Origin of the sequence: Aeromonas allosaccharophila, from assembly GCF_016026615.1 — a bacterium.
GTDB classification, from domain to species: Bacteria; Pseudomonadota; Gammaproteobacteria; order Enterobacterales; family Aeromonadaceae; genus Aeromonas; species Aeromonas allosaccharophila.
The window spans coordinates 4,000,997-4,013,258 of sequence record NZ_CP065745.1 but is presented as its reverse complement, the minus strand read 5'-3'; the positions used below and the strand labels follow the sequence as shown (position 1 = coordinate 4,013,258).

Below are 12,262 nucleotides of genomic sequence, written 5' to 3'. Positions count from 1 at the left end.
TTTGATGAAATGCCAAATCATTCACACTCTTCGGCAAAAATTGCGCAGGGATGCGCCTGAACACGCTACCAAAAAGTGGGGCGCGCTGTCTGCTGGCTATACTGTTGTTCAAACACTCATTAGAAAAGGTCGGCAAACGGCTGAAAGTAAATGAGTTGTTAACTTTGACAAACTGGCTGCAGCGGTACAGAGCCACCATAAAACGGGATAACGAGGGTTTAATCATGTTCAAGCTCGGTGATATCACCGTGAGCCGCAAATTGATCTTGCTGCTCACGTTGGCGTTTGTCGGTTTTGTCTCGCTGCTGTTCATCTCGGCCAACGCGCTCAAACTCAATCTGATGAGCGAGCGAGAGGCGCGGCTCAATGCGGTGCTGGGCCAGGCCATGAGCCAGATCCAGTTTCTGGCCAGCACCCTGCCAGCGGAGCAGGCCCAGCAGGAGGCGCGCAAGCTGCTGACCCACATGCGCTTTGATGGCAACAACTACCTGTTTGTCATCGACGAGAGCCGCAAGATGCTGGTGCATCCTATCCGCCCGGAACTGGTCGGCCAGAAAATGGGAGAAGGTGGCGCGGCCACCGCTGGGCAGTTCTGGTTCCAGATGGTGGATATCGCCAAGGGGGGCAAACAGGGCACCCTGCAATATGTCTGGACCGGCCCGTCGGGCGAAACCGCTGACAAGCTCTCCATGGTCTCCGGTTATCAGCCCTGGGGCTGGATCCTCGGCTCCGGCATGTTGCTGCAAGATATTCAGCAGACCATCTGGGCTCAATACATGAAGATGGGCACCGCCACCGCCATCGCCATCCTGCTGATGGGGCTGCTGGGCTGGCGCATCACCCACTCTATCGTCGCCCCTCTCGGCCAGATCAACGACGCCATGCAGCGGGTCGCCAAAGGCGACCTGATGGTGAGCATTCCGGTACAGGGCAAGGATGAGCTGGGGGTGGTCGCCCGCTGCACCAACCAGAGTCTCGATGCCATCCGTCATGCCCTGCTGGAGGCCAGTCTGGGGGCTCGCAACGTGGCCGATGCTGCCCTGCGCATCGCCGCCTCTGCCGAGCAGACCAATCAGGCGGTGACCAGCCAGCGGGATCAGCTGGCCCAGCTCGCCACCGCCATGAACGAGATGAGCGCTACCATCTCCGATGTGGCCGGTCACGCCGAAAATACCGCGCGGGATACTCAAGAGGCCACCGGTGAAGCCGGACTCGGTAACCGTGACGTGCACGCCAGCGTGCACGGCATCAAGGCGCTGGCCACCGAGGTGGAACAGGCCACCGTGCAGGTCAATCAGCTCAAGGAGGGGGTGATGCAGATCAGCGAGGTCACCGCCGTCATCAGCGCCATCTCCGAGCAGACCAACCTGCTGGCCCTCAACGCCGCCATCGAGGCAGCCCGGGCCGGTGAGCAGGGCCGCGGTTTTGCCGTGGTGGCCGACGAGGTGCGCCAGCTGGCCAGCCGCACTCGCCAGTCTACCGAAGAGATCCAGAGCACCATCGCCCAACTGCAGCAACGGGCCGTCACCGCTGCCAACGCCATGGATACCAGCCGCAAACTGGCGGAGAGCAGCGTCAACCAGTCGCAGCAGGCGGGGCAGGATCTCACCCTGATCGTCAACCGCATCCAGCATGTGAGCGACATGGCGACCCAGATTGCCACCGCCGCCGAACAGCAGAGCATGGTCGCCGAGGATATGAACCGCAACGTCAGCGGCATCAATGACTCGGCGCTGGAGATGTCACAATCCGCCTCGCAACTGGCGCAGGAGAGCGAGCTGCTGGCCGGTCTCTCCCGCAGCCTGGATGAGCGGCTTGCGGTATTCAAACTGGGCAAGGCGTCAACCGCAGCCCCGATGATGGCGCCCGTACCTCACGCCTCAGGCGAGCAGCGCGCCCGTCACTGACGGCGTCAACCCGTGTCGCCTTGTCACCCGACCTGCCAGCCCGACTGGCAGGTTTTTTTTGCGCCAGCAACACGCAATCAGCATGCATCTTATCGGCATATTCAACGGGGATCGGCACAGTTCACCCACAAGAGAACGATTTAAAAACAACTGGTTAGGATTGGCAGCACTCAGTTTGACGGCGTATTTAAACATTTAACTTCAAATAATTAATCAATGAGGTGCACAATGCTGATGGCCGAACATTTGGCCCATCAATACCCATCCAGTCATTTGGCAAACCGACCGAAAGGTCGGGACGCAAAGCCTCCGGTCTACAGACGTGTTGTCCAGGATAGCGGGGTTGCCACACGCCAGTGTGCATCGGGGAACTCCCCGGCCAACTGACTGCCCACATCTGTCGAACAGAGGAATGTATGGCAGCAAAAATCCAACTCAATCACATCGCCGCGGTGCTGGCCCTGCTGGCCAGCGGCAGCGCCCTGGCGCATGGCTACATCAAGCAGCCCGAGAGCCGCAACTACCTGTGCAACACCGGCGGCAACAGCCAGTGTGGCGGCGTGCAGTGGGAACCGCAAAGCGTGGAAGGTCCCTCCGGCTTCCCGCAGAGCGGCCCGCAAGATGGTCAAATCGCCTCGGCGGGCAGCCCGCGCTGGAGCGAGCTGAACATCCAGACCAGCGATCGCTGGACCAAGCGCGAAGTACAGCCCGGCCCCTTCGCCATCAGCTGGACCTTCACCGCCAACCACGTCACCCGCAACTGGCGCTACTACCTCACCAAGCAGGATTGGAACCCCAACCAGCCGCTCACCCGCGCCTCGTTCGATCTGACCCCCTTCTGCGTCATCGACGGCAACATGGTGCAACCGCCCAAGCAGGTGACCCACAACTGTACCCTGCCGGAGCGCAGCGGTTATCAACTGATCCTCGGCGTGTGGGAAGTGGGCGACACCAGCAACAGCTTCTACAACATCATCGATGCCAAGTTCAAAGATGGCAGCCAGCCGCCGCTGGAGTGGAACCAGGCAGGCACTATCTACCCCTCCATCGACCTCGCGGTGGGTGACAAGGCGATGACCCGGGTATTCGATGCCAACGGCGAGCGCCCCGAGTTGCAAACCGTGTTGACCATCGCCACTGCCGAGCAGGGCCAGAAGAACAGCTGGGCCCACGCCCTCGCCAGCAAGATCAACGCCGAGCAGAGCCAGATCCGCGCCGGTCAGCAAGGGGCCGATGGCCAGTTCAATCCTGTCTACGGCATGAACCCCGTCTATCTGAAGCATGACAGCAAACTGGAGCGGGTCGAGATTGACCTGCAACAGCTGCAACCGCCTGTAGTGGACAGCATCAGCGTCAGCGGTCTGGCCAGCGACTATGTGCTGGATAACGGCAAGGCAACCCTCGACTTTGCCGTCACCGCACAGGGCGATCTGGCCGTTTCCAACACCCTCTATGATCACGGCGGCGTCGCCAAGGGTGAAAGCCGTGCAGATATCAAAGACAGCAGCCACACCTTTACCATGGCGCTGGAAGGGCTCACGGCAGGTCACCACCAGCTGGTGATCAAAGCCACCCCGAAAGCGGGCGGCGAGACCCTCCAGCAGACCCTGGATCTGATGTTCAAGGAGCGGAGCGGCGGCGAATACGACTTTGTCTTCCCGAACTCGCTCAAATCCTATGCCGCCGGCACCAAGGTGCAGCAGCCGAAAAATGGCAAGATCTATCAGTGCAAGCCCTTCCCCTACAGCGGCTACTGCCAGCAGTGGACCACCACCGCGACCCAGTACGAGCCGGGCATCGGCTCCCACTGGCAGATGGCGTGGGATGAAGTGCACTAATCCACGCTTGGGCACATAAAAAAGGGCGTCCTCTCTAGCAGGGGACGCCCGGAAAAATCAAACCTTGCGGTTTGCATACCAACGGAACCAAGACCTCACTCTTCACTTACTTCACACACTCAACACACTCTTCGAAACAGGGTTTGTCCATTAACCCTGCCATTTTCCTCCTTCGACTATCACATCATTCGGATCGGTATCAGGGCTGAGCTTGTCACGCACATACTGGTCATAGAGTTTCAGCAGGTACTTCTCTTCCCCCAGCTTGGCGAGACGGTCGTTGACCCAGTCACGCAGCTCGATATTGCCCTTCTTCACCGCCGGGGCGATGGGATCTTCCGAGCCCAGTTTTTCGGGCAGCACCCGGTAGCCCGGATTCTCCTTGGCCCAGCTGAACAGTACCAGGTTGTCCTGGGCATAGGCATCGCCACGACCCTGGGCCAGCGCCTGCAAGGATTCGGTATTCTTCTCGAACTTGAGCACCTTCCACTCCGGGTGGTTGCGGGTCAGCCAGATGTCGGCCGTGGTGCCGGTGGTCACGATCAGGGTCTTGCTGGCCAGATCGTCGAGCTTCTTGGCCGGACTCCCTTCCGGCACCAGCACCTGTACCGCCACTCGCAGGTTCGGGTTGGTGAAATCCACCACCTCGCGCCGCTCCGGGGTCACCGTCATATTGGCGAGGATCAGATCCACCTTGTCGCTCTGCAGGAAGGGGATGCGACTAGCGGGCTCCACCGCCACGAACTCGATCTTGTTCTCGTCCCCCAGCAGGTCCTTGGCGAAGCGGCGACCCAGATCCGTGTCAAAACCGACATAGTTCCCCTTCTCGTCCACATAGCCAAACGGTGGTTTGTCGGTGAAGACGCCGACGATGAGCTTGTCCCGCGCCTTGATCTTGTCGAGGGAACCGTCCGCCGCATGGGCAGCGCCGCTGGCGAGACCCAGCCCCAACAAGGCACTAAACAGAACCGAGGTTATTTTTTTCATGCTGACTCCTTTCGTTTGATGACATTTGTATAAGAAAACTTGGCGAGGAACTGGCGCGCACGCAGGCTCCCGGGATTGTCGAAAAATTGGTGGGGTGCGGCCTGCTCCAGAATGTGGCCGCCATCCATGAAGACGATGCGATCCGCCACCGCCCGGGCGAAGGCCAGCTCGTGGGTGACGATGAGCAGGGTCATGCCGCTGCCGGCGAGATCGCGGATCACCTCCAGCACCTCCTGCACCATCTCGGGGTCGAGGGCGGCGGTCACCTCGTCAAACAGCATCACCTGCGGGTTCATGCACAGCGCCCGCACGATGGCGATGCGCTGCTGCTGGCCGCCGGAGAGCTGGCGCGGATAGTCATGGCGCCGCTCCCACAGGCCGATGCGGGTCAGCAGCTGCTCGGCTTGCAGCAGCGCCTCTGCCCGCTCCCGCTTTTGCACCTGCTGGGGGCCGAGCAGCACATTTTCCAGCACCGTCAGGTTGGGGAAGAGGTGATAGCTCTGGAACACCATGCCGATCCGCTGGCGCACTCGTTGCCAGTCGGTGGCACCATCCAGCAACACACCATCGAAGCGGATCTCGCCCCCCTGAATGGGCTCGAGCCCGTTGAGAGTGCGCAGCAATGTGCTCTTGCCGCAGCCGCTTGGCCCCAGGATGACGATCACCTCCCCGGCGCGCACGCTGAGGCTAATCCGATCCAGCACCAGATTCGGGCCGAACTGTTTACTGACAGAAGCGAGTTCAAGCAGAGGTGTCATACCGCATTACCCCATTGTTGCTCCAGCCGGCGCGAGGCGAGCGAGAGCGGATAGCAGACCAGAAAAAAGAACAGAAACAGCAGACCGTAAATAAGCAGCGAGCCATAGGTGCGCTCGATGATCTGCTGGCCCACCTTGATAACCTCCACCACCCCGATCAGCACCGCCAGCGAACTGGTCTTGATGATGCGGGTGTAGATGTTGATGGTCGGCGGCGTCAGCCGCTGCAACGCTTGCGGCAGCAACACATGGCGATAGAGCTGCCAGGTCGAGAGCCCGAGCGCCAGCCCGGCCTCCTGCTGACCACGGGCGAGGGAGTTAAGGCCACCGCGCACCACCTCCCCCACCTCGCTGGCCCCCCACAGGGCGAGCACCAGCACGGCGCACCAGAAGGCCGGAATATCGAAGCCGAAAAAGATCGGCAACCCGAAGAAAAAGAGATAGAGCCACACCAGCACCGGCACCACCCGAAACAGCTCGAGATAGAGGCGCAGCAGCCCCCGCACCAACCGACCGCCCTGCTGCGCCAGCACGCCGTAAGCGACGCCGCCGAGGGTGGCAAACAGGATAGCCAGCAGCGAGATGGCGAGAGTCTGGCCTGCGCCCACCGCCAACAGTGGCAGCGCCTGCGTCAGCTGCTCAGAGAGCGAACTGGCCATATTGATCCCTCCTTTCCTGCGTCTCGGTGGCGAGTGACTGCGGCAGCAGGAAGATAAGTGCCCACATCGGGATCCTCGCCTGCATTAGCTGCTCAGTGACCGAACTGACCATGTTGCAGCCTCCTTTCAACGACTCGCAGAGCGAGGGAGAGCGGCAGAAAAATCAGCACGCACATCAAGGTCAGTACCGCCAGCATCTCGTAGGTCTTGTAGTAGAGAGCGATGTAATTCTTGGTGGTGTAGAGCAGCTCTGGCACCGCCACTGCCGAAGCCACCGTCGTCTCCTTGAGCAGGAAGATGAAGTTGGCAAACAGCGCGGGCAGAGTGGCGAGCCAGGCCTGAGGCAGTTGCACGTGGCGCAGCAGTTGCCAGCGAGAGAGGCCGATGGCTCGGCCAGCCTCCAGCTGACTGGCGGGCACCGCCTGAATGCCTGCACGCAGCGCCTCGGTCAGATAACCCCCGCCGAGGAAGGTCATGGCGATCACTGCGGTGGCAAACCCGGAGAGCGACAAGCCGAGCGCAGGCAGCCCGAAATAGAGAAAGAACAGCTGGATCAGTAGCGGCGTGTTGCGGGCCAGCTCCACATACCCACGGATCAGCGCGCTGAGCAGCCGCTTGTGCAGGCTCAACAGCACCACATTGAGCAGGGCGACCGCCAGCGAGGTGAGGATCACCAGGGTTCCCAGCTGCAAGGTGACCCAGACCGCCTTGCCGAAGGCGGGCAGCGTCGTAAGGATGAAAGGCAAGTCCAGATTCATGCCGGGATCCTCCCGTCACGCTGCAGACGCTGGGGCAGCACAGTGATCGCATCCGGGTACTTGATACCGGCACCGGTATTGAGCACCACTACCTGCTCTCCCCCACGGATCCAGCCAGCCTCGCGCAGTTGACGCGCGGCAGCAAACGCAGCGGCCCCTTCCGGGCAGACAAAGCTCCCTTCGCGAGAGGCAAGCTGACGGATCTCGCTCTGGATGGCCTTGTCATCCACCGCGATGGCGCAACCCTCGGTGCGATAGAGGGCATCCAGCACCAGAAAATCCCCCAGCGCCTTGGGTACATTGATGCCGAACGCCAGCGTTTGGGAGTCGGGCCAGAAGCTCGATTCGGTGGCTCTCTGTTGCCACGCCTGCACGATGGGCGCACAGCCACTCGCCTGTACCGCGACCAGTCTGGGCAACGCCCCCTTGACCCAGCCCAGCTCCTGCAGCTCGCGCAGCGCCTTGTAGATACCGATAAGGCCGACCCCGCCGCCGGTGGGATAGAGGATCACATCCGGTAACGTCCAGCCCAGCTGTTCGGCAATCTCCAGCCCCATGGTCTTCTTGCCCTCAATCCGGTAAGGCTCCTTCAGGGTTGAGGCGTCAAACAGGGATTGCTCCGCTACCGCCTGCGCCACCTGGCGACCGGCATCGCTGATCAGGCCATCCACCAGATAGAGGCGGGAACCGGCGAGGGAGGTCTCCAGCCGGGTGATGGCGGGGGCCGCCTGCGGCATCACTATGGTGCTGCGCAGCCCGGCGCGGGCACCATAGAGCGCCCATGCGGCGCCTGCGTTGCCGTTGGTCGGCATGGCGAAGTGAGTGACACCGAGTTCCCGCGCGCGGGAGATGCCCACCGCAGCACCACGGGCCTTGAAGGAACCGGTGGGAATGACGCTCTCGTCTTTCATCCAGAGATCCGGAATACCGATCTGCTTGCCGAGCGTGGGGAGTGGCAGCAGCGGGGTGAACCCCTCCCCCAGTGTCACGACGTGGGCGGGATCCCGTACCGGCAACAACTCGTGATAGCGCCACAGGCTGGCAGGGCGACCCAGCAATGCCGCCGGGTGCCAGGATCTCTTCAGCGCATCGAGATCGTAGCTGGCCAACAGTGGCGCACCTGCTCGGCTCAGTTGCCAGGGCTGGTCGGCATCATGGATCTCGCCACTCTTGCTGCAACGCAGATGTGATAGGTAGCTATACGGCATGCTTTATCCTGAATGGGTCGACTTTGGTCAGTTACTTATTCCATCCTGCAACCCAAGTACCGGATAACAAACAAAATTAACTGGCAAACCTAAGTGAAAAAATTCATATGAAACCGTCTGTTTTCGCTAGCAATCTCATCTGCCAGCAATAAAGAAAGGGGAGCCATTGGCTCCCCTTCTTGTCTTCTCTTTCCATTCAAATCTGGAAGTCGAGGGCGGGCTCGCTGCCCATGGCGCGGGCCTGAATGTCCGCCAGCGCCAGCTCGGGGTTGCAAAGCTGGATAAACTGCCAGGCAAAGTTGTGCTGGAACTGCCCCTGCTTGAGGCCAATCCAGGCGGTGTGGGGGGCAAACAGATGGCTGCCGTCGAGCTGTACCAGCCCCTGATCACGCTGCGCGTCGAACGCCATGTCGGCCAGTATGCCGACACCCATCTCCAGCTCGACATAGGTCTTGATGACATCGGAGTCCTGCGCCGTCAGCAGGATCTGCGGCTCGATGCCAGCCGCAGCAAAGGCTTCATCCACCCGCACCCGCCCGGTCAACCCGGCTTGATAGGTGACGATGGGCCAGTTGGCCAGCGCCGCCAGCGTCAGATCCCGCTCGCCTGCCAGCGGATGTTGCTCGGGCACCACGATATTGTGGTGCCAGCGGTAGTAGGGGAATGCCACCACCCCTTCGCTCTTGTCGAGCTGCTCGCTGCTGATGCCGATATCCACCTCGCCGGTCTGCACCAGCCGCACTATCTCCTCCGGGCTGCCCTGACGCAGCTCCAGCTGTACCAGCGGGAACTGCTCGCGAAACGCCTTCACCACCCGCGGCAAGGCATAGCGCGCCTGGGTATGGGTGGTCGCCACCAGCAAACGGCCCGAGTCGCGGTTGGCAAAGGTGCTGGCCAGTTTGCGGATGTTGTTGGCGTCATTGAGAATGCGCTCGGCAATCACCAGCAGCTCCTTGCCAGGCTCGGTCATACCGAGCAGCCGCTTACCGTAGCGGATAAAGAGCTCGATACCGAGCTCCTCTTCCAGCTCGCGGATATGGCGACTCACCCCGGATTGCGAGGTAAAAAGGGCATTGGCCACCTCGGTCAGGTTGTAATCCCGCCGCGCTGCCTCCCGGATAATACGTAACTGCTGGAAATTCACCTTGTCGCCTCCTGCGAAGAGTGGGCGACACAATCTGCTCGCCCCTCTCATTTTTGTTATTTGGCCGGATCATGCCCGGCTGACAGCCTGAACCCGGCGGCCACACCGCCCGCAACACAGCATCAAATCTGATAGTCGGGATAGAACTGCGCCTGTCTGGCCACCAGCTTCACCCCCTGACCCGGGGCAAACAGCTTGGCCGCCTCCTTGCTCAGCTCCGCCTCATAGTGAGCCCCTTTGGTCTCACCGTCACCACGCAGCTCCACCCGAATGCGTGGCCCCATGGGCAGCAGACGGGTAATGGTGGCGCGGATCCCGCCCGGCGCATCGGCTGGCAAGATCTCCAGTTCATGGGGGCGGACATAGGCGATGGCGGCACTGCCGTGAGCCAGATGGGAAGCCGACGGCCCGCCGAGCAGCTGCTCGCCGACACCGAATCCCTGCTCCGCCACCCGACCGCGGAACTGGTTCACACTGCCGAGGAAGCTGTGGACGAAGGAGCTGGCGGGCTGGTCGTAGACCTCGGCCGGGGTGCCGATCTGCTCGACCCGTCCGGCATTCATCAGCACCACCCGATCCGCTACCTCCAGCGCCTCTTCCTGATCGTGAGTCACGAACAGACTGGTGACGTGCAGCTCGTCGTGCAGCTCGCGCAGCCAGCGACGCAGCTCCTTGCGCACCTGCGCATCGAGGGCACCGAAGGGCTCATCCAAGAGCAGTACCTTGGGCTGCACCGCCAGCGCGCGAGCCAGCGCGACCCGCTGACGCTGACCGCCGGAGAGCTGGGTCGGATAGCGCTCGGCCACATGGCTGAGCTGCACCAGATCCAGCAGCTCCTTGACCCGGGCGCGAATGGCCGCCTCGGCCGGGCGCTCGCTGCGCGGTTTGACTCTAAGGCCAAAGGCTACGTTCTCGAACACCGTCATATGGCGAAACAGGGCGTAGTGCTGGAACACGAAGCCGACGTTACGCTCGCGCACATGGAGATCCGAGGCGTCCTCGCCGCGGATGATGACGCTGCCACTGTCGGCCTGCTCCAGCCCGGCGATAATCCGCAGCAGCGTGGTCTTGCCGCAACCGGAGGGGCCGAGCAGCGCCACCAGCTCACCGTCGTGAAAGTCGAGGTTGATGTCTGCCAGCGCCGCGTACTGATTGAAATGCTTGTTGAGTTGTTGAACCTGAATGCTCATGGCTGCCTCTTTAATACGGTGATTCAGTGAGATTTGGTGGGCTGACCACGCAACCGGGCCAACAGGGTTTCACCCAGCAGGGTGAAGATCCCGAACAGGGCCAGCAGGCTGGCCACCGCGAAGGCGGCGCCGGTCTGGTACTCGTTGTAGAGGATCTCGATATGCAGCGGCAGGGTATTGGTCTGGCCGCGAATATGGCCGGAGACCACCGACACGGCGCCAAACTCCCCCACCGCGCGGGCGGTACAGAGCAGCAGGCCATACATCAGGCTCCAGCGGATGCCGGGCAGGGTGACGCGCCAGAACATCTGCAGACCGCTAGCCCCCAGCATGATGGCCGCCTCCTCCTCTTCCGGGCCGCGCGCCTCCATCTGGGGCAGCAGCTCGCGCACCACGAAGGGCACAGTGATAAAGGTGGTGGCCAGGATGATCCCCGGAGTGGCGAAGATGATCTTGATGTCGTGCTCGCTCAGCCAGTCGCCAAACCAGCCGCGGCTGCCAAACAGCAGCACCAGCATCAGACCAGCGATCACCGGCGACACCGAAAATGGCAGGTCAATGATGGTGATCAGCAACTGACGACCGGGGAAGCGGAAACGGGCGATGGCCCATGCAGCGGCGATCCCGAACAGCAGGTTGAGGGGCACGGCAAACAGGGTCACCAGTGCGGTGAGGCCAAGGGCGCTCAGGGCATCCGGCTCGCTGATGGCATGCCAGAAGAAGACCAGCCCAGGCGTCAGCGCCTGAATAAAGACGGTCGCCAGCGGCAGCAGCAACAGGGCGGAAAACCAACCGAGACCCACCGTGATCAGTAGCCACTTGACCCACTGGGGTTCACGGATCACGACCGGCGCCTTGCGAACGGAGGCCGTCTCCACAGGGGCCACCTCAATGGCGATAGCAGATGAACTCATATCCGGCTCCCTCCGATGCGAGACCAGCTCCAGGCCTGCAACTTGTTGATTAGCAGTAGTAAAATGAACGAAATCAGCAGCATCACCACGGCGATGGCGGAAGCACCGGCGTAGTCGTACTCCTCCAGATGGCTCATGATCATCAGCGGCGCGATTTCGGAGACCATCGGCAAGTTGCCGGCGATAAAGATGACGGAGCCGTACTCCCCCACCGCGCGGGCAAATGCCAGCGCAAACCCGGTGAGCAGAGCTGGCACCAGAGTTGGCCACAGCACCCGCAGGAAGGTCTGCCAGCGATCGGCACCGAGGCTGGCGGCAGCCTCTTCCTGTTCGCTCTCCGCTTCCCGCAGTACCGGTTGCAGGGTCCGCACCACGAACGGCAAGCCGATAAAGGTGAGTGCGATGACCACCCCGATGGGGTTGTAAGCGAGCTGGATGCCGAACGGCGCCAGCAGCTGGCCGATCCAGCCGTTGGGGGCGAAGATGGCGCACAGGGCGATGCCGGAGACGGCGGTCGGCATGGCAAATGGCAGGTCGATCAGCGCATCCACCAACCGACGACCGGGGAAGGTATAGCGCACCAGTACCCAGGCCAGGATCAAGCCGAACAGGCTGTTGAGCAGCGCAGCGATAAAGGCCGCGCCGAAGCTCAGACGAAAAGAGGCGAGCACCCGGGGTGAACCTATCACCTGCCAGAACTCGGCGGCGGTGAGGTTGTTGACCGCAAACAGCACCAAGGCCGAGAGCGGCAACAGCACCAGCAGGCCCAGATAGAGCAGGCTGAACCCCAGGGTGGGGCCAAAACCGGGCAGGACAGAATAAGAACCAAATCGCATAACACATCCATCTGTTATGAAGAATTTTCGATATGGTGATTCTGCGCACTCTTCCAATCAGCA

Annotated in this window: 11 protein-coding genes and 1 riboswitch; of the genes, 2 read left to right on the top strand and 9 right to left on the bottom strand. The window is 61.6% G+C overall.

Annotated elements, in window-relative coordinates; all coding sequences use genetic code 11:
* Positions 1-224: 224 nt before the first annotated feature.
* A complete protein-coding gene (locus I6G90_RS18430) occupies positions 225-1,907 on the top strand; it encodes a methyl-accepting chemotaxis protein (protein ID WP_197928640.1) in 1,683 nt (560 codons plus the stop codon).
* A 265-nt stretch (positions 1,908-2,172) separates the two neighbouring features.
* A riboswitch (cyclic di-GMP riboswitch) is annotated at positions 2,173-2,258 on the top strand.
* 65 nt (positions 2,259-2,323) lie between these two features.
* The gene (gbpA, locus tag I6G90_RS18425; protein ID WP_197928638.1) at positions 2,324-3,745 is read left to right on the top strand and encodes an N-acetylglucosamine-binding protein GbpA; all 1,422 of its coding nucleotides are present in this window, start codon (positions 2,324-2,326) and stop codon (positions 3,743-3,745) included.
* A 150-nt stretch (positions 3,746-3,895) separates the two neighbouring features.
* Here the strand turns inward: gbpA and I6G90_RS18420 are convergent, their stop codons facing one another.
* The 9 genes from I6G90_RS18420 to cysT form a co-directional block, all read right to left on the bottom strand.
* Positions 3,896-4,732 (bottom strand): transporter substrate-binding domain-containing protein, encoded by an 837-nt coding sequence (locus tag I6G90_RS18420; protein ID WP_058053906.1) that lies wholly within the window; start codon positions 4,730-4,732, stop codon positions 3,896-3,898.
* A complete protein-coding gene (locus I6G90_RS18415) occupies positions 4,729-5,490 on the bottom strand; it encodes an amino acid ABC transporter ATP-binding protein (RefSeq protein ID WP_197928636.1) in 762 nt (253 codons plus the stop codon). Before I6G90_RS18415 ends, I6G90_RS18420 begins: the two co-directional genes overlap by 4 nt.
* Positions 5,487-6,149, bottom strand: coding sequence for an amino acid ABC transporter permease (locus I6G90_RS18410; RefSeq protein ID WP_197928634.1), 663 nt, complete (start codon positions 6,147-6,149; stop codon positions 5,487-5,489). The genes I6G90_RS18415 and I6G90_RS18410 overlap by 4 nt, the downstream gene beginning before the upstream one ends.
* A 92-nt stretch (positions 6,150-6,241) precedes the next feature.
* Complete coding sequence (locus tag I6G90_RS18405; RefSeq protein WP_197928632.1) at positions 6,242-6,907, bottom strand: amino acid ABC transporter permease; 666 nt, start codon at positions 6,905-6,907, stop codon at positions 6,242-6,244.
* Positions 6,904-8,115 (bottom strand): threonine synthase, encoded by a 1,212-nt coding sequence (locus tag I6G90_RS18400; protein ID WP_182933426.1) that lies wholly within the window; start codon positions 8,113-8,115, stop codon positions 6,904-6,906. Before I6G90_RS18400 ends, I6G90_RS18405 begins: the two co-directional genes overlap by 4 nt.
* 196 nt (positions 8,116-8,311) lie before the next feature.
* The gene (gene cbl, locus I6G90_RS18395) at positions 8,312-9,259 is read right to left on the bottom strand and encodes an HTH-type transcriptional regulator Cbl (protein WP_040067353.1); all 948 of its coding nucleotides are present in this window, start codon (positions 9,257-9,259) and stop codon (positions 8,312-8,314) included.
* Positions 9,260-9,381: 122 nt separating this feature from the next.
* Positions 9,382-10,449, bottom strand: coding sequence for a sulfate/molybdate ABC transporter ATP-binding protein (locus I6G90_RS18390; protein WP_123173833.1), 1,068 nt, complete (start codon positions 10,447-10,449; stop codon positions 9,382-9,384).
* Positions 10,450-10,472: 23 nt separating this feature from the next.
* The gene (gene cysW / locus I6G90_RS18385) at positions 10,473-11,363 is read right to left on the bottom strand and encodes a sulfate ABC transporter permease subunit CysW (protein ID WP_197928630.1); all 891 of its coding nucleotides are present in this window, start codon (positions 11,361-11,363) and stop codon (positions 10,473-10,475) included.
* Positions 11,360-12,199, bottom strand: a complete 840-nt coding sequence (gene cysT / locus I6G90_RS18380; protein ID WP_182933424.1) for a sulfate ABC transporter permease subunit CysT — start codon at positions 12,197-12,199, stop codon at positions 11,360-11,362. Before cysT ends, cysW begins: the two co-directional genes overlap by 4 nt.
* Positions 12,200-12,262: the final 63 nt, after the last annotated feature.